General features: G+C 74.2%; 20 protein-coding genes and 1 riboswitch. Of the genes, 5 read left to right on the top strand and 15 right to left on the bottom strand.

The annotated features are described in order from the left end of the window. Nucleotides 1-25 precede the first annotated feature (25 nt). From NLX85_RS20885 to NLX85_RS20870, 4 genes are all read right to left on the bottom strand, one after another. Nucleotides 26-529: a DUF6328 family protein gene (locus tag NLX85_RS20885; RefSeq protein ID WP_254337672.1), complete on the bottom strand. Its 504-nt coding sequence runs from the start codon at nt 527-529 to the stop codon at nt 26-28. An 89-nt stretch (nt 530-618) separates the two neighbouring features. Continuing rightward, nucleotides 619-1,368: a sugar isomerase domain-containing protein gene (locus tag NLX85_RS20880; RefSeq protein WP_254337670.1), complete on the bottom strand. Its 750-nt coding sequence runs from the start codon at nt 1,366-1,368 to the stop codon at nt 619-621. Continuing rightward, nucleotides 1,365-2,177, bottom strand: a complete 813-nt coding sequence (locus NLX85_RS20875) for an aminoglycoside N(3)-acetyltransferase (protein WP_254337668.1) — start codon at nt 2,175-2,177, stop codon at nt 1,365-1,367. The genes NLX85_RS20880 and NLX85_RS20875 overlap by 4 nt, the downstream gene beginning before the upstream one ends. After that, nucleotides 2,174-2,998 (bottom strand): alpha/beta fold hydrolase, encoded by an 825-nt coding sequence (locus NLX85_RS20870; protein WP_254337666.1) that lies wholly within the window; start codon nt 2,996-2,998, stop codon nt 2,174-2,176. Before NLX85_RS20870 ends, NLX85_RS20875 begins: the two co-directional genes overlap by 4 nt. Before the next feature lie 77 nt (nt 2,999-3,075). Continuing rightward, nucleotides 3,076-3,182: riboswitch (TPP riboswitch) on the top strand. Between the two features lie 74 nt (nt 3,183-3,256). Here NLX85_RS20870 and NLX85_RS20865 point away from each other — a divergent pair. The 3 genes from NLX85_RS20865 (at nt 3,257) to NLX85_RS20855 (ending at nt 6,181) form a co-directional block, all read left to right on the top strand. Further along, nucleotides 3,257-3,835: an ECF transporter S component gene (locus NLX85_RS20865; RefSeq protein WP_254337664.1), complete on the top strand. Its 579-nt coding sequence runs from the start codon at nt 3,257-3,259 to the stop codon at nt 3,833-3,835. A gap of 115 nt (nt 3,836-3,950) precedes the next feature. Next, nucleotides 3,951-5,384 (top strand): ABC transporter ATP-binding protein, encoded by a 1,434-nt coding sequence (locus NLX85_RS20860; protein ID WP_254337662.1) that lies wholly within the window; start codon nt 3,951-3,953, stop codon nt 5,382-5,384. After that, nucleotides 5,381-6,181, top strand: coding sequence for an energy-coupling factor transporter transmembrane protein EcfT (locus NLX85_RS20855; RefSeq protein WP_254337660.1), 801 nt, complete (start codon nt 5,381-5,383; stop codon nt 6,179-6,181). Before NLX85_RS20860 ends, NLX85_RS20855 begins: the two co-directional genes overlap by 4 nt. 99 nt (nt 6,182-6,280) lie before the next feature. Here the strand turns inward: NLX85_RS20855 and NLX85_RS20850 are convergent, their stop codons facing one another. Beyond that, complete coding sequence (locus NLX85_RS20850; RefSeq protein WP_254337658.1) at nt 6,281-6,514, bottom strand: hypothetical protein; 234 nt, start codon at nt 6,512-6,514, stop codon at nt 6,281-6,283. 340 nt (nt 6,515-6,854) lie between these two features. Here NLX85_RS20850 and gndA point away from each other — a divergent pair, with 340 nt between their 5' ends. Then, nucleotides 6,855-8,297 (top strand): NADP-dependent phosphogluconate dehydrogenase, encoded by a 1,443-nt coding sequence (gene gndA, locus NLX85_RS20845; RefSeq protein ID WP_254337656.1) that lies wholly within the window; start codon nt 6,855-6,857, stop codon nt 8,295-8,297. A 6-nt stretch (nt 8,298-8,303) separates the two neighbouring features. Here the strand turns inward: gndA and NLX85_RS20840 are convergent, their stop codons facing one another. The 5 genes from NLX85_RS20840 to recO all read right to left on the bottom strand — a co-directional run bounded on the left by NLX85_RS20840 (nt 8,304) and on the right by recO (nt 11,370). Beyond that, nucleotides 8,304-9,071, bottom strand: a complete 768-nt coding sequence (locus NLX85_RS20840; protein WP_254337654.1) for a pirin-like bicupin family protein — start codon at nt 9,069-9,071, stop codon at nt 8,304-8,306. Beyond that, entirely contained in the window at nt 9,068-9,289 is a 222-nt protein-coding gene (locus tag NLX85_RS20835) for a thioredoxin reductase (protein WP_254337652.1), read from the bottom strand. Before NLX85_RS20835 ends, NLX85_RS20840 begins: the two co-directional genes overlap by 4 nt. 140 nt (nt 9,290-9,429) lie before the next feature. Continuing rightward, nucleotides 9,430-9,615: a hypothetical protein gene (locus NLX85_RS20830; RefSeq protein ID WP_254337650.1), complete on the bottom strand. Its 186-nt coding sequence runs from the start codon at nt 9,613-9,615 to the stop codon at nt 9,430-9,432. Between the two features lie 70 nt (nt 9,616-9,685). Further along, on the bottom strand, nt 9,686-10,486 hold the full coding sequence (locus NLX85_RS20825) for an isoprenyl transferase (protein WP_091319289.1): 801 nt from the start codon (nt 10,484-10,486) through the stop codon (nt 9,686-9,688). An 8-nt stretch (nt 10,487-10,494) separates the two neighbouring features. Continuing rightward, the gene (recO, locus tag NLX85_RS20820; RefSeq protein ID WP_189198053.1) at nt 10,495-11,370 is read right to left on the bottom strand and encodes a DNA repair protein RecO; all 876 of its coding nucleotides are present in this window, start codon (nt 11,368-11,370) and stop codon (nt 10,495-10,497) included. Nucleotides 11,371-11,472: 102 nt separating this feature from the next. On the opposite strand from recO, the gene NLX85_RS20815 reads away from it, so the two are divergent. After that, the gene (locus NLX85_RS20815; RefSeq protein ID WP_254337648.1) at nt 11,473-12,252 is read left to right on the top strand and encodes a DUF4097 family beta strand repeat-containing protein; all 780 of its coding nucleotides are present in this window, start codon (nt 11,473-11,475) and stop codon (nt 12,250-12,252) included. Between the two features lie 13 nt (nt 12,253-12,265). On the opposite strand, the gene NLX85_RS20810 is transcribed toward NLX85_RS20815, so the two are convergent. From NLX85_RS20810 to ybeY, 5 genes are all read right to left on the bottom strand, one after another. Continuing rightward, on the bottom strand, nt 12,266-13,405 hold the full coding sequence (locus NLX85_RS20810) for an acyltransferase (RefSeq protein ID WP_254337646.1): 1,140 nt from the start codon (nt 13,403-13,405) through the stop codon (nt 12,266-12,268). Nucleotides 13,406-13,597: 192 nt separating this feature from the next. After that, entirely contained in the window at nt 13,598-14,494 is an 897-nt protein-coding gene (gene era, locus NLX85_RS20805) for a GTPase Era (RefSeq protein WP_254337644.1), read from the bottom strand. Further along, nucleotides 14,491-14,877 carry a cytidine deaminase gene (locus NLX85_RS20800; protein WP_107076119.1) on the bottom strand — a complete coding sequence of 129 codons (387 nt, stop codon included), beginning with the start codon at nt 14,875-14,877 and terminating at the stop codon, nt 14,491-14,493. The genes era and NLX85_RS20800 overlap by 4 nt, the downstream gene beginning before the upstream one ends. Next, complete coding sequence (locus NLX85_RS20795) at nt 14,870-16,279, bottom strand: hemolysin family protein (protein WP_254338765.1); 1,410 nt, start codon at nt 16,277-16,279, stop codon at nt 14,870-14,872. The genes NLX85_RS20800 and NLX85_RS20795 overlap by 8 nt, the downstream gene beginning before the upstream one ends. Further along, nucleotides 16,255-16,728 carry an rRNA maturation RNase YbeY gene (gene ybeY, locus NLX85_RS20790; protein ID WP_091319271.1) on the bottom strand — a complete coding sequence of 158 codons (474 nt, stop codon included), beginning with the start codon at nt 16,726-16,728 and terminating at the stop codon, nt 16,255-16,257. The genes NLX85_RS20795 and ybeY overlap by 25 nt, the downstream gene beginning before the upstream one ends. Nucleotides 16,729-16,746: the final 18 nt, after the last annotated feature.

Raw genomic sequence — 16,746 nt, 5'->3', positions numbered from 1 at the left:
CGTCCGATTTGGCGGGACCGCGCGGTCAGTCGCCGGCCAGCGCCCGCGGATCGTCGTCCTCGTCGTCGATGTCGTCGTCACCCCAGCTGCGCCGGGCGAACGGCAGGATCACCCAGAAGACCAGGAACCACACCCCGGTGAGCGCGCTGAGCAGGAAGGCGATCGGGCGGCTCAGCACGAAGTCGGTGACCAGCAGGACCGCGCTGACCATCGAGATCAGCATGAAGCCGAGGCCGGCGCTGGCCATCCGGTGCGCGAAGCGGACCAGCTCCGGCTTGCGGCCCTGGCGGAACAGCGCGCGGTGGAAGGCGACCGGAGAAATGATCATCGCGGTGGCCGCGGCGGCGGCCAGCAACGCGACGATGTAGACGTCCTTCTGGAAACCGGTCGTCCGCGTGAAGCCGTTGCTGAACGGCAGGGTCAGCAGGAAGGCGAACAGGATCTGCACCCCGGTCTGCGCCACCCGCAGCTCCTGGAGCAGGTCGGCGAAGTTGCGCTGCCAGCGCTGCTTCTCGGTTTCCTTGGACACCCGCTACCTCCAGGGAAGACGGTACTGCCGGTGGGGGCCTCCCACCGGCAGCACAGCCAGTGCCCGATCGGGCCGAGCGTGAAACCGGTTCAGGACCCGCGGCGGATGCGGCCGTCGTACCGGGCCTCCAGATCGGCGTTGTGCTCGTCGCCGCCCGTGATGTTGGCGGACAGGTAGACCGGGGGCCGCTCCCCCGCCGCGAGCAGCCGGGCGACCACCTCGGCCACGATCTGCTGGGCCAGCAGCGCGGCGGTGATCGAGGAGACCGCGCCGACCGCGCCGCCGCCGGGCAGCGGCAGGGTGGCGTCGCCGTACGGGGCGCCGTTGTCGAGCACCACGTCGGCGAAGTCCGCGAGCTTGCGCCCGGACGGGTGGCGCGAGGTCATCCGGGCCGAGTGCTGCGCCGAGGTGATCGCCACGAGCCCGTGCCCGCGCTCCTTGACGATGGCGGCGAACTCGACCATGGCCCCGTTCACCCCGGAGTTGGAGGCCAGCACGAACACGTCCTGCGGCCGGACCGGGGCCAGCTCGTAGAGGCGGTGCGCCACGGCCGGCTCGCGTTCCAGCTTCGGGCCGAGCACGTCGGCCGGCTCGCCGCCGTGCAGCACCAGGTCGCGCAGGGCGATCCGGTTGGTGGGGACGAGCCCGCCGGCCCGGCCGGCGATCTCCATGGCGAGGGCCTCGGAGTGGCCGGTGCCGAACGCGTGCACCACCCCGTCGGCGCGCAGCGACGCGGCGATCAGGTCCGCCGCGCCGGCCACGTTCTCCCGCTGTTCGGCGGCGACCCGGGCGATCGTCTCGGTCACCACCGCCAGGTACGCCTCGGCGCTCACCGTCATGCTTCCTCCGTCCGTCGGTGCCGGGCCAGCCACTCGACCGCGAAGTCGACCGCCGCCCGCTGCCTCATCAACCGGCCCGTCCCGTCGCCGACCGGCCCGAGCCGCACCGCGCCGGTGGCCTCCAGGTCGGCGCCGAGCCGGGCGAAACGCTCCTCGTGCAGGTCCACGTCGTCCCACCCCACCCACTCCCGGCCGCCGTCGCCGGTCAGCACGGCCGCGCCGCAGCGCTGCCGGGGCGGCGCCGGTTGCCGGTATTCGGCCAGGTGCAGGGACGTGTTGCTGCCGTGGTCCACGCCGAGCAGCAGCACGTCGGCGTCGAGATCGTAGAGGCGGGCCAGCGGGGAGCCCTCGCCCAGCATGTCGGCCCGCGCATGGCCGTCGACGACCCGCGCCGCGGCCGGCCCGAGCGCGGCGAACGAGACGAACGGATGGTCGCTGCGCCGCGCCCCCGGCCAGGTGCGGACCAGCTCGGCCAGCGCGCCCATGAACCGGCTCGGTGTCACCGCCGGATCGAAGCCGGGCAGCCCGTCGCGGATCACCGGCCACCAGTCCGCCGGCACCGGCGGGTTGCTCCAGCCCGCCGGGTCGCTGTTGTCCGGGGTGTGGGTGGGCACCACCACCGTGCCGGCCGGGCCGAGCACGTCGCGCAGGGCGAGCAGCACGGCCTCCGGACCGCCGCAGAGGAAGCCCAGCGGGCGCAGGGAGGCGTGCACCAGCACGGTCGCGCCGGGACGTACCCCGAGGTCGTGGAGCTGCGCGGCGAGGGACGCGCGGGTGTGCGGCCGGGCCGGCGCGGGGCTCGCGGTCATCGGCCGGCGCGGGCCAGGATCGCCGCGGCCAGCGGACCGGGCGCCTCGTCCGGGATCCAGTGGGTGACACCGGGCAGCACGGTGAAGCGGTAGTCGCCGGTGACGTGGGCGGCGCACGCGTCGGCGGCGGTCCGGCCGATCGCCACGTCCCGGTCGCTCCAGACGAACGTGGTCGGCACGCCCACCGGCCCGACGGCCTTCATGTCCGCCCCGGTCATGGCCCGGTACCAGTTCAGCGCGGCGGTCAGCGCGCCCGGCTCACGCATCGGGTCGGCGTAGCGGGCCACCCGGTCGGCGTCGCCCACCCCGGCGAGCATCCGGCGCAGGGCCGCCGCGCGGAACGCCAGCAGCACCTTCTCCGCCTTGCCCGGTTTGCGGAACAGGGCGATGTAGGAGGAGCGGGCCTTCTGCCGCGCGTCGGTGGCGAGCGCGTGCCCCATGGCCGCCGGGTGGGGCACCGAGACGGCGGTCAACGTACGGACCCGCTCCGGGTGCGCGGCCGCGAGCCCCCACGCCACGATCGCGCCCCAGTCGTGACCGACCAGGTGGGCGGTGGTCACCCCGAGCGCGTCGAGCACGGCGGCCGCGTCGGCCACCAGCTCCGGGATCCGGTACGCCCCGACGTCCGCCGGCCGCGCGCCGGGCGAGTAGCCGCGCTGGTCCAGCGCGTACGTGCGCAGCCCGGCGGCGTGCAGCGCGGGGGTGACCTCGTCCCACTCGCCGGCGTGCTGCGGGAAACCGTGCAGCAGCAGGACGGGTTCGCCGCCCTCGGGGCCGCCGGTGCGTACCTCGAACGTCAGCCCTCGCGCGTCGATCCGCATGATCGCCACCCTAACGGGCGATCGCCCTGCTGGGCCCGGGGGCGGGGTCGGTGCTAGCGTCTGCGACGAGACAACTTCACATCCGACAGGGGAGCGCACAGCGCTGAGAGTGCGGGCCGGTGCCCGCAGACCCTCGAACCTGATCTGGGTAATGCCAGCGCAGGGAGTTCGGTCGACCTCCAGCCGCGCCGCCGTCCGGTGACCACCGGGCGCGGCGTGCGTCTTCTCCTGGTTCGCCGTACAGAACTGGGAGCAATCATGGACAACCCCAACCGGTGGCGCACGATCGACATCGTCGTGGCCTCCGTCCTCGCGGTGGCGTTCGGCATCATCTTCTGGGCCTGGGGCCTGCTCTGGAACGGGCCGGCTGACGCCATCCCGCTGCCCGGCCGCGCCGTGCTGTACGGCGTCTGGCTGGTCCCGGCCGTGCTGGGCGCCCTGGTCGTCCGGAAGCCGGGCGCGGCGCTCTTCACCCTCACCCTGGCCGCGCTGGTCTCCGTGGCGCTGGGCACGAGCTGGGGCTGGACGATCGTCGTGCAGGGCCCGCTGGAGGCGGCCGCCGCCGAGCTGGCTTTCGCGCTCTTCGCCTACCGCAGCTACCGGCTGCCCGTGGCGCTGCTCGCCGCGACGCTGGCCGGTCTCGCGGCGGCCATCTACGACGTCTTCGTCTGGTACCCGGGCACCGCGTGGGGCAGCTTCCGCCTCCCGTACATCCTGCTGACCGCCGCCAGCTCGCTGGTGGTGGCCGGCGTGGGCAGCGTCGCCCTCACCCGGGCCCTGGCCAACACGGGTGTCCTCGACCGCTTCCCCGCCGGCCGCGAACGCGCCGCCGTCTGACCGCCCCCGCCGACCGCGTTGATCAAGGAGTTTGCGTCGGCCGAGGCGGTTTTCCAGACGCGAACTCCTTGATCAACCAAGCTTGGGGCCGGAAGGGCCGGAGGGGAGGTGGCGCGTGGGGGCCGTGAACCTGCGGGGGTTCGGGTGGCGGCACGCCGGGCGGAAGGGCTGGGCCGTCCGGGGAGTGGACCTGCGCATCGAGGCCGGCGAGCGGGTGCTGCTGCTCGGGGCTTCGGGGGCGGGCAAGAGCACGCTGCTCGCCGCGCTGGCCGGATTGCTGCCCGAGGACTCCGGCGAGCAGGAGGGCACCGTCGAGATCGACGGGCTCGACCCGCGCAAGGCCCGGGAGCGCGTCGGCGTCGTCTTCCAGGACCCGGAGAGCCAACTGGTGATGGCCCGCTGCGGCGACGACGTGGCGTTCGGGTTGGAGAACCGGGGGGTGCCCGCCGACGAGATCTGGCCCCGGGTGGACGAGGCGCTGCGCCGGGTCGGCTTTCCCTACCACCGGGACCGGCCCACCGCCGCGCTCTCCGGGGGCGAACAGCAGCGGCTCGCCCTGGCCGGGGCGCTCGCCCTGCGGCCGGGGCTGCTGCTGCTCGACGAGCCCACCGCGAATCTCGACCCGGCCGGCGCCGCCCTGGTCCGGCAGGCCGTCGCGGACGCCGTCGACGCCGACACCACGCTGATCCTGGTCGAGCACCGGGTCGCCGAGGCGTTGCCGCTGGTCGACCGGGTGATCGTGCTGGAGCCCGGCGGCGGCGTGCGGGCCGACGGGCGGCCCGACACGGTATTCGCCGCGCACGGCGACGCGCTGGCCGACGCCGGGGTGTGGGTGCCCGGCCGCACCGTGCCGCCCCGGCACGCCACCGCGCCGCCCGGCGAGGTGCTGCTCACCGCCGACCGGCTCGGCCTGCCGCCCCGGCTGGCCGCCACCGACCTTCGGGTACGCGCCGGCGAAGCGCTCGCCGTCCTCGGCCCCAACGGCGCCGGCAAGTCCACCCTGGCCCTGCTGCTCGGCGGCCTGCTCCGCCCCGGCACCGGTAGGGCCGCCGCCACCGAGGCGATGGCCGGCCCAGATGCGCGCACTCCCCCGCACCGCTGGCGGGCGCCCGCCCTGGCCCGGCGGATCGGCTCGGTCTTCCAGGACCCGGAACACCAGTTCGTCACCGGCACCGTCCGCGACGAACTGGCGCTCGGCCCGCGCCGCACCGGCCGGCCCGAGGCGGCCGTCACGGCCATCGTGGACGCGCTGCTGGAGCGGCTGCGGCTGGACCGGCTGGCCGGGGCGAACCCGTACACCCTCTCCGGCGGCGAGGCGCGGCGGCTGAGCGTGGCGACCGCCCTGGCCACCGCACCCCGCCTGCTGATCTGCGACGAGCCCAGCTTCGGCCAGGACCGGCGGACCTGGCGGGAGCTGATCGACCTCTTCGCCGAACTGCGCGACGCCGGCCACGGCGTCGTCGCGGTCACCCACGATCCCGACTTCGTGGCGGCGTTAGCAGACCGGACCGTCACCCTGGAGCGGCGAACGCCCGGAGGCCGACGGTGATCGGCGTCGAACCCGTCGCGGCGGCCGGCGCGCCGCTGGCCCGGCGCAACCCGGTGGCGAAGCTGGCCGCCGCGTTGCTCTTCTCGATCATCCTGATCGCCACCCTGGACCCGGTCGCCCCGGCGATCGCCATCGCGGTCGAGTTGGCCGTGCTACCGCTGTTCGGCATCCGCTACCGGGTGCTGGCCCGGCGCGCCTGGCCGCTGCTCGCCGGCGCCGGCGGCATCCTGGTCACCCTGGTGCTCTTCGCCGCCGACCGGTCCGGCCCGGTGCTGCTCGCGGCCGGTCCGCTGCTGGTCACCCAGGGGGTGCTGGTCACCGCGCTGGGCCTGGTGCTGCGCATGCTCGCGGTGGCGCTGCCGGGGATCATCGTGTTCGCCACCACCGACCCCACCGACCTGGCCGACGCGCTGATCCAGAACGCGAAGGCGCCCGCCCGGTTCGCCATCGGCGCGCTGGCCGCGTTCCGGCTGGTGCCGCTGCTGGAGGAGGAGTGGCGGATGATCAGCATGGCCCGCCGGGCGCGGGGCGTGGACGCCGGCCGCAACCCGATCGCCAAGCTGCGGCTGTTCGCATCGACGGCGTTCGCGCTGCTGGTCGGGGCGATCCGGCGGGGCACCCGCCTGGCGGTGGCCATGGACGCCCGGGGCTTCGACGCCGGCACCCCGCGTACCGTCGCCCGGCGTCAGCGCTTCACCCGCGCGGATGCACTGCTGGTGGTCGCCGCCGGGACGTTGGCCGCGGCGGCGCTGACGGCCAGCGTGCTGCTGGGCACCTTCCGGCCGCTGATCGGCTGACCGGCGGCCGCCGGTTGACCGACCCGGGTTGCGGCACAGCCTGTCGTCCCGAGGGCGGGACACCACGGGCTGCCGCAACCCGAGCCGATCACGGGCCGGTCAGCTGCGCCGGAAGGCGTAGAACCGGGTCTGGCCGGCGCGCTGGCTGCGCCCGGAGAGCCGGGCCTCCCGGCCGGCGGGCGGGCCGGCCTTCGGCGGCGGCGTGTCGGCGCGGCCGGGCAGGCTCACCGGCGCGGCGGGCGCCACGGTGAGCGCGTCGAGATCCGCCGGGGTGAGGTCCACCGGGGACGGCGCGGGCTTGTGGGACTTCTTCGGACTGCGCTTGGCGGGCATACGCTGCCTCCTGACTGTCGGGCACCCGTGGGCACGGCGAGCGGGGAACACCCGGGCGGTCCGACAAGGCACGCGACGCCACCACCGACGGTGGCGCGGAGGATGCGGACGCCCGGGGCGCACGGTCCACGGCGGTACGCACGGTGGACCGGGCCTGCGAGAGGTGGGCGTCAGTTACGCATGACCGCACGTTAACCCACCGCCGCCCCGGCGCGCACCCGAATTACCGAGGACCGACCGCGACCGCGTCCTCACCCGGCGTCGACGTCCCGGCCCACCCCCCGCGCCGGCCGCGATACGGTCGCAGCACGGGCACCGGAGACGAAAGGTGGCGGTACGCATGGCACAGCGGGCGACGGCGCAGATCGGGGTCACCGGCCTGGCGGTGATGGGCCGCAACCTGGCCCGCAACCTGGCCCGGAACGGCTTCACCGTGGCCGTGCACAACCGCTCGCCCGAGCGCACCCGGAGCCTGCTGGCCGAGCACGGCGGCGAGGGCACGTTCGTGGCCTCGGAGTCGATGGCCGATTTCGTCGCCTCCCTGGAGCGCCCGCGCGCCGTGATCGTCATGGTGAAGGCCGGCGCCCCCACCGACGCGGTGATCGACGAGCTGGTGCCGCTGCTGGAGGAGGGGGACATCGTCGTCGACTGCGGCAACGCGCACTTCGCCGACACCCGCCGCCGGGAGGAGGCGCTGCGCGGGCACGGGCTGCACTTCGTGGGCACCGGCGTCTCCGGGGGCGAGGAGGGCGCGCTGCGCGGGCCGAGCATCATGCCGGGCGGCTCGGCCGAGTCCTACCGGAAGCTCGGCCCGATCTTCGAGCGGATCGCGGCCCAGGTGGACGGCGTCCCGTGCTGCCGGCACATCGGGCCGGACGGCGCCGGCCACTTCGTGAAGATGGTCCACAACGGCATCGAGTACGCGGACATGCAGCTCATTGCCGAGGCGTACGACCTGCTGCGGGCCGGCCTGTCGGCGAGCCCGGCGGAGATCGCGGAGATCTTCCGGGAGTGGAACGGCGGCGAGCTGGAGTCCTTCCTCATCGAGATCACCGCCGAGGTGCTCGGGCACACCGACGCGGCGACCGGCCGGCCCTTCGTCGACGTGGTGCTGGACCAGGCCGAGCAGAAGGGCACCGGCCGCTGGACCGTGCAGAGCGCCCTGGACCTCGGCATCCCGATCACCGGCATCGCGGAGGCCACCTTCGCCCGGTCGCTGTCCGGGCACGCCGACCAGCGCGCCGCCGCCCGCCGCGCGTTCGCCGACGCGGGCGAGAAGTGGCAGGTGGACGACCGGGACACCTTCGTCGAGGACGTGCGGCGCGCGCTGCTGGCCAGCAAGATCGTCGCGTACGCGCAGGGCTTCGACCACATCCGCGCCGGCAGCCGGGAGTACGACTGGGACATCGACCTGGGCGGCACGGCCACCATCTGGCGGGGCGGCTGCATCATCCGGGCGCGCTTCCTGGACCGGATCCGGGAGGCGTACGACACCGAGCGGGACCTGCCCACGCTGCTCGTGGCCCCCTGGTTCGCCGACCGGGTCGGCGCCGGGGTCCCGGCCTGGCGGCGGGTGGTGGCCGACGCGGCCCGGGCGGGCGTGCCCACCCCGGCCTTCTCGTCGTCGCTCGCCTACTTCGACGCGTTGCGCGCCGAGCGGCTGCCGGCCGCGCTGATCCAGGGGCTGCGGGACAACTTCGGCGCGCACACCTACCACCGGGTGGACCGGGAGGGGTCGTTCCACACGCTCTGGGCGGGTGACCGCTCCGAAGTGGAGGCGTGAGCACGCTCAGGCGAGCGTGGCGTGCATCTCCCAGACCAGGATCTCCGCGGGTTCGGCGGCGGTCACCCGCTGGCCCCCGGCCATGGTGATCCGGGCCGCGTCGCCCTCGCCGAGTTGTCCCGTCGCCTCCAGCGTCACGGTGCCGCCGGGCACGTAGAGGTGCAGGAAGGGCGCGTCGGGCAGGTTCACCGAGTCACCGGGGCCGAGCCGGGCGGCGTGCAGGGTGGCGTACCGGTTGCGGATCCGGATGGCGGAGGCGCCGTCGTACCGGTCCATGCCGGAGGCGACCGGCACGAGGCCGCCCCGCAGCAGCTCGTCGCCGATCTCGAGCTGCTCGTAGCCCGGGTCGATGCCCTCCTCGTCGGGGAGCACCCACATCTGCACGAAGTGGACCGGGTCGCGGTGCGGAGCGGTGTTCTCCAGCCGCCAGGAGTCGTTCTTCTCCGAGTGCAGGATGCCGGTGCCGGCGCTCATCCGCTGGGCCAGGCCGGGATAGATGACGCCCGAGTGGCCGGTGGAGTCCTGGTGCACCAGCGAGCCGCGCAGCACCCAGGTGACGATCTCCATGTCCTGGTGCGGGTGGGTCTCGAAGCCGCTGCCCGGGCGCACCACGTCGTCGTTGTTGACCAGCAGCAGCCCGTGGTGGGTGTTGGCCGGGTCGTAGTGCCGGGAGAACGAGAAGGAGTGCTTGGAGTCGAGCCAGGACAGCCGGGTGAAGAAGCGGTCCCCGGCCCGCCGGACGTCCACCGCCGGTGCGGGCGCCGTCGCCGTCACCAGGCACGCTGCCCGGTATCGGCCGGCGCCCAGGTGAGCGACGGTTCGCCGGTGCTCAGCTCGGCGATCTCCCCGGCGCGCACGGCGGGCGTGTGGCCGAGTTCGGCGCAGTGCTGCTCGGCGATCTCCGCGCAGATGTCGGCGACCTGCTCGCAGATCGGGCTGCCCAGGTCCGCCGCGTTCAACGCCATGATCATTTTGAACCGGAGATCGTGCATCCCCCACCCCCGTGGCGGGCGCGTCCCGGCGGCGCGCCCTCGCGCCGATCGTACGCGCGGGCGCCCCGCTCCCGGCCGGAAAGCCGGACGCGGGGCGCCCGCGGCACGGTCCGCCGCGACACCGCGGCGGACCGTCGACGTCACCAGAACCGACGACGCTTGGCCTTCTGCGGCCGCAGCATGTCGGCGCCCTTGGTGAGCAGTCGGCTCACCCCGGTCGGGCCGCGACGGGCCTCCAGGGAGTGGCTGAGCCGGCGCGCGCCGGCCGCCGCCAGCGGCACGGCGACCGCCATGACCGCCCACTGGGCAATCCGCTTCTGAATCATGTGGGTTCACCTCCGCAATCTGCCTGCTGTCCGGATTGATACCCAGCAGGCGGCGTCGGTAAGCGCGACCTCAGGTGGTGGGGGCCACCGGATTGGGCAGCGCGCCGCCGAAGCGGCGGTCCCGCTGGGCGTAGAGCTCGCACGCGTACCAGAGGTGGCGGCGGTCGAAGTCCGGCCAGAGGGTGTCGAGGAAGACCAGTTCCGCGTACGCGGACTGCCAGAGCAGGAAGTTGGAGGTGCGCTGCTCGCCGGAGGGGCGGAGGAAGAGGTCCACCTCGGGGACCTCCGGGTGGTAGAGGTACTTCGCGATGGTCTTCTCGGTGACCTTGCCCGGGTCGATCCGGCCGGCGGCCGCGTCGCGGGCGATCGCGGCGGCGGCATCGGCGATCTCCGCCTGCCCGCCGTAGTTGACGCAGAACTGGAGGGTCAGGGTCGAGTTGCCGCGGGACATCTCCTCGGCGGTCTGCAACTCGGAGATGACGCTCTTCCAGAGCCGCCCGGCCCGGCCGGACCAGACCACCCGGACGCCCAGGTCGACCAGCTGGTCCCGGCGGCGCCGGATGACGTCCCGGTTGAAGCCCATGAGGAAGCGGACCTCGTCCGGCGAGCGCCGCCAGTTCTCGGTGGAGAAGGCGTACGCCGACAGGTAGGGGATGCCCAGCTCGATGGCGCCCTCGATGGTGTCGAAGAGGCTGTGCTCGCCCTGCTCGTGACCCTTGGTCCGGGGCAGCCCGCGCTCCTTGGCCCAGCGGCCGTTGCCGTCCATCACCACGGCGACGTGCTTGGGCAGCGCGTCGGCCGGCAGCGCCGGCGGCCGGGCACCGGAGGGGTGCGGAGTCGGTGGCAGCGGCTCGCGCCGGCCGGCCCTCATGGATCGGATCACTCGGTCATCTCCCTGTTCACACCAGCGGCGGTGGGCCCGCCTCCGGTGCGCGGCGGGACCACACCCGGCCCCGCGCCGCCGGGCGGCGGGACCGCGCCGGACGCCGGGGCACCCCGGTCGACCAGCGGCAGCGAGCGTAGCGCGCGCTCCAGGTGCCACTGGAGGTGCGCCGCGACCAGGCCACTGCACTCGCGGCGCACACCGGTCTCGGTGGCGTCGGCGTACGCCCAGTCGCCGGTGGTCAGCGCGGACATCAGGTCGATGGTGGCCGGGGCGGGGTGGGCGGCGCCCGGGGGCCGGCAGTCCGGGCAGACCGCGCCGCCGGCCGGGACCGAGAACGCCCGGTGCCGCCCCGGGGTGCCGCAGACCGCGCACGCGGTCAGCGCGGGCGCCCAGCCGGCGAAGGCCATGCCGCGCAGCAGGTAGGCGTCGAGCACCAGGGTGGTGGCGTGGTCGCCGGTGGCCAGCGAACGCAGCGCGCCGAGGGTGAGCTGGAACAGCCGCAGCGAGGGCTCGCGCTCGATCGGGGTGAGCCGCTCGGCGGTCTCGGCGATCGCGCTGGCCGCCGTGTAGCGGGGGTAGTCGCCCAGGAACCGCTTGCCGTAGAGGTCGATGCCCTCGGCCTGGCTGATGGTGTGTAGCGAGCTGCCGTGGTTGCCCTTGGGGTCGCCGGCGAGCTGGAGGTCGACGTGCCCGAACGGCTCCAGCCGGGCGCCGAACTTGCTGGTGGTGCGGCGTACGCCCCGGGCCACCGCGCGCAGCCGGCCGTGCCGGCGGGTGAGCAGGGTGATGATGCGGTCGGACTCCCCCAGCTTCTGCACGCGCAGCACCACCGCGTCGTCGCGGTAGAGCTGTCGGCGGTATCCGGCCATCGGGCCATTCTCCCTCGGGGTGCGATCTCAGGGTCTCTTCGGGGTGGACCGGCGGTCGAACCCGGATGCGCCGCCCGCGCGGTCGCCCGTAGCGTCCTGGCCATGGCTCTGCACCGGACCGCCGTCGCCGCCGCCGCGGCCGCCACCCTGATCGTCCTCGCCGGGTGCGACACCCTGTCGTTCCGCCGCCTCGACTACGACCAGACCGAGAGCGCGAAGATCACCCGGATCACCGTGCCGGCCGGCGGCGCGGGCGACGTGACGATCCGGGCCACCGGCGCGGCCGGCCAGGTGCGGATCAAGCGGATCGTCCGCTACCAGGGCGGGGAGCCGGACACCCGCTACGAGATCAAGGGCGACGAGCTGGTGCTGCCGAACGACTGCGGCCCCCGGTGCACGGTCTCCTGGGAGGTGACCGCCCCGGAAGGTGTGACGGTGCGCGGTGAGACCAGCTCCGGGAACGTCATGCTGCACCGGGTCGGGCCGGTGGACTTCACCCTGAAATCCGGCGACCTCACGGTGACCGAGGCCCGTGGCGAGGTCCGCGCCGCCACCACCTCGGGGAACATCGAGGTGGTCGACGCGACCGGCCCGGTCCGGCTGCGCGCGTCCTCCGGCGACATCAGTGCCCGCCGGCTCGCCGCCGGGTTGGACGCGGAGGCCACCTCGGGCAACCTCGTCGTCGAGCTGGACCAGCCGGCCGCGGCCCGGTTGCACGCGACAAGCGGCGACGTCGACCTGACCGTGCCACCGGGCCGGTACCGGGTGCGGGCGGACGCCAAGTCCGGCGACACCGAGCTGACGGTGCCGAACGACCCGGCCGCCACCCTGCTGCTCGACGTCACCGCCACCAGCGGCAACGTGACGGTCCACCAGCGCTGAGTGCGGGCGCCGGTCAGCGCGGCGTGAGGTCGGACCGCTCCGGCGCCCTTCGCGGGGCCGGCACCCGGGCGCCGGCCGCGGCCAGTGCGGTCTCCGCGCCGGCGGGCGCCGGGCTGGCCGGTGCGGCCGCCGCCCGCTCGGCCACGCTCCGCCGGGGGCGTCCGGGCACCAGTTCCGGGGTACGCCGGGCGGCCAGGTCCTCGACCCAGCCGACCAGCAGGGTGACCACGCCGACCAGCGCGAACACCAGCACCACCCGGATCGCGAGCCCGACCGGGTCCTGGTGCGACCAGCCGACCACGTCCACCAGCGGGGTGAGCGCCGCCACGAACGGCATGTGCCACAGGTAGACGGTCAGCGCGCGCCGGTTCAGCACGGTGATCACGCGGCCCAGCGCCGGGATGCGGTCCACCCAGGGCGCCGCGGCGGGCGCCCGGCCGATCGCCACCAGGACGAACGCCGCCGACCAGAGCGCGTTGCCCAGGTGGATGTCGTTCAGGTCGTATCCGCGCGGGCCGGGGTGGGTGAGGATCCAGCCCAGCCCGGCCGCGCCGAGGGCCAGGGCCAGCGGGACGAGCACCCGGTTGGCCATGCGGCGCAGCAGGCCGTCGTGGTGGGCGAAGCCGAGCAGCCAGGCGCCGAAGTACAGGCCGAACTCGCGCAGCACGGTCGGCGGGTTCGCCAGCACGCCGAACTCGATCGCCGCGAGCAGCGCGTACGGGGCCAGCAGGGTGGGCAGCGGGGCCCGGCGGAACAGCCACAGGGCCACCGGCGAGGCGAGCACGAACCAGAGGTAGTCCCGCAGGTACCAGATTGGGCTCAGCGCGATGGCGCCCCAGTCGTTGGCCGGTGGGTCGCTGACCGGGAAGAGCCACAGCAGCACCTTCGGGGTGAGCGGCAGCCCGGTGAGCAGCATGGCCGGCACGAAGACGGCGGCGAGCACCCAGAGCGACGGCAGCAGCCGGCGCAGCCGACGGGCCACGGCCGGTACGCCGGTCCGGTCCAGCGAGGCGGCCATCAGCGAGCCGGCGAGCGCGAACATCACCGACATCGCCGGGAAGATCAGGGTCAGTGTCGCCCATCCGGTGACGTGGTAGACGACGACTCGAACGATGGCCAGGAAGCGGAGCAGGTCGAGGTATCGGTTTCGCATCAGCTCGCGGGGGCGTCGGGGGCGGGGGAGGCAACGCCTCCCTACCCTCCGACCCGGCCGGACGAAACGGTGCGCGGGCCCGGGTCAAAAGTGAAACATCCCATAAAGCGGGCCGATCCGGACCAGCCCGACAACGCCGGAAACGCGGACCGCAGGCCCCGGGAGCCGGGACCGGCGGTCGGGCGTACGGGGTCAGAAGCCCAGCTTGCGCAACTGCTTCGGGTCGCGCTGCCAGTCCTTCGCGACCCGGACGTGCAGGTCCAGGTAGACCCGGGTGCCGAGCAGCTCCTCGATCTGGCGGCGGGCGGTGGTGCCGACGTGCTTGAGCCGGCTGCCCCGGTGACCGATCACGATCGCCTTCTGGCTCGGTCGCTCCACGTACACGTCCGCGTAGATCTTGGTGACGTTGCCCTCGGGGATCATCTCCTCGACCACCACGGCAATCGAGTGCGGCAGCTCGTCCCGGACCCCCTCCAGAGCGGCCTCGCGGACCAGCTCGGCGACGAGCACCTGCTCCGGGTCGTCGGTGAGCATGTCGTCGGGGTAGAGCTGCGGCGACTCCGGCAGGTAGCCGGTCATCACGTCGACCAGGGTGTCCACCTGATGCCCGGAGACCGCGCTCACCGGCACCACGTCGGCGAACTCGCCCATCTCGCTCACCGCGAGCAGCTGCTCGGCGAGCCGCCTCTTGTCCACCAGGTCGGTCTTGGTGACCACGGCCAGCACGGTGGCCCGCAGGCTGGCCAGCTCGCCGGTGATGAACCGGTCGCCCCGCCCGATCGGCTCGTTCGCCGGGATGCACAGGCCGATCACGTCGACCTCGCTCCAGGTCTCCCGGACCAGGTCGTTGAGCCGCTCGCCGAGCAGCGTGCGGGGACGGTGCAGGCCCGGGGTGTCGACCAGAACGAGCTGCGACTCCGGCCGGTGCAGCACCGCACGGATGATGTGCCGGGTGGTCTGGGGCTTGTTCGAGGTGATCGCGATCTTGGTGCCGACGATCGCGTTGGTCAGCGTCGACTTGCCAGCGTTCGGCCGCCCGACGAAGCAGGCGAAACCCGCCCGGTAGGGACGCTGCTCCGCGTCGCTCACTCGACCACCGTGCCGAGGACGGTGCCGTTCGGCGCGGCCACGTGGATCGGCGCGTCGGCGGAGAGGTCGCGGACCGCGGCGTGCCCCGCGCCGTCCAGCGTCGAAGCCTCGGTCACCACCACGGCGGCCTCCAGCCGGCTCGCGCCGGCCGCCACCGCCGAGGCGACCGCGAGCTGGAGCGCGGTCAGGGTCAGCGACGGCAGCGCCACGCTGGCCGCCGCGTACGTCCGGCCGTCCTGGTCGCGGACCGCCGCGCCCTCCACGGCGCCCACCCGGCCCCGCGCCCCCCGGGCCAGGACGACCAGCTTGCCGTCCTCGGCGCTCAGCTCGGCCGGGTCGGACGGGGTGGGCCGGGCGGCCGGCACGGCGGGTGACTCAGGCATCGGCGGGTTGCCTCTCCTCGGAACGGTTGGGGTTACCACGGGGATCGGACTGCTCGCCGCGCCCCGCGCTGTCCGGCGCGTCGCCCGGCTCGACCCGGCTGACCAGCACGGAGTCGATCCGGTTGCGCCGCCCGGTGGTGCCCTCGGCGATCAGCCGGAGCCCGGCCACCTCGGCCGCGGCGCCCGGGATCGGCACCCGGCCGAGCGCCTGGGCGAGCAGGCCACCGACCGTCTCCACCTCGTCGGTGGGCAGTTCGGTGTCGAACAGCTCGCCCAGATTCTCCACCGGCAGCCGGGCGGTCACCCGCACGGCCCCGTCCGCCAGGCGCTCGACCGGCGGGCGTTCGACATCGTACTCGTCGGTGATCTCACCGACGATCTCCTCCAGGATGTCCTCGATGGTGACGAGGCCGCCGGTGCCGCCGTACTCGTCGACGACGATGACCAGGTGGTTGCGGGCCGCCTGCATCTCCGAGAGCAGGTCGTCGACCGGCTTGGACTCGGGCACGAAGGTCGCCGGTCGCATCAGCTCGGCCACCGGCATCTGCCGGGCCTCCGGGCTGCCCTGGATCCGCCGGATCAGGTCCTTGAGGTAGAGCACGCCGAGCACGTCGTCGACGTTCTCGCCGATCACCGGGATCCGGGAGAAGCCGGAGCGCAGGAAGAGCGCCAGCGCCTGCGCGAGGGTTTTGGAATCCTCTATCCACACCATCTCGGTGCGGGGCACCATCACCTCGCGGGCGATGGTGTCGCCGAGCGCGAAGACCGAGTGGATCATCTGCCGCTCGCCGTGCTCGACCACGCCACGCTGCTCGGCCAGGTCGACCAGCTCCCGCAGCTCGACCTGGGTGGCGAACGGGCCCTCCCGGAAGCCGCGCCCCGGGGTGACCGCGTTGCCGATCAGGATCAGCAGCGAGGCCAGCGGGTTGAGCGCCCGGCCCAGCCAGCGCACCAGCGGCGCGACCGCGCGGCCCACCGCGTAGGCGTGCTGCCGGCCCAGGGTGCGCGGCGCGACGCCGACCACCACGAAGCTGACCACGGTCATCGCCCCGGCGGTGACCAGGGCGGCCCGCCAGCCGGCGCCGAAGGTGTCGACGGCCACCAGCGCGACGAGCGTGGTGGCGGTCAGCTCGGCCAGCAGCCGGAGCAGGAGCAGCAGGTTGAGGTGGCGGACCACGTCACCGGCGACCGCCTGGAGGGTACGCGCGCCGCGTGCGCCGTCCCGGGCCAGCTCGGCGGCCCGGGCCGGGGAGACGGCGGCCAGCGCCGCCTCGGTCATCGCGATCAGGCCGGCGAGCACCACCAGCCCCGCCGCGACGACGAGGAGAGGGAGATCGGGCAGGCCGGCGGGCGCGCCGGCGGCCGCCAGGGTGGCTGTCACTGCGATCGGGTCGACCGCCAGCTGGCCAGCAGTCGGGCCTGGAGACCGAACATCTCCCGCTCCTCCTCCGGCTCGGCGTGGTCGTAGCCGAGCAGGTGCAGCACCCCGTGCACGGTGAGCAGGTGCAGCTCGTCGGCGGCGGAGTGCCCGGCGGTGGCGGCCTGCTTGCCGGCCACCTCCGGGCAGAGCACGATGTCGCCGAGCAGGGCCGGTTCACCGCCGGCCGGGGCGCTCTCCCCCGGGCCGTGGTCGACGCTGCCCTCGTCCATGGGGAACGCGAGCACGTCGGTCGGGCCGTCGCCACCCATCCAGCGGTGGTTCAGCTCCGACATGTATTCGATGTCGACCAGCAGCACGGACAGCTCGGCGAGGGGGTTGACCCCCATCTCGTCGAGGGCGTGCCGGGCGACGGCGAGAACGGCGTCGGTGTCGACGTCGACACCGGACTCGTTGGCGATCTCGATGGACAACTGTCTTCCTCTGATGGG

It is taken from the genome of Micromonospora sp. A3M-1-15 (assembly GCF_024213425.1).
Taxonomy (GTDB): Bacteria; Actinomycetota; Actinomycetes; order Mycobacteriales; family Micromonosporaceae; genus Micromonospora; species Micromonospora chersina.
Note: the sequence above shows the minus strand (reverse complement) of the source record. Positions and strands in the feature narration are given on the sequence as shown.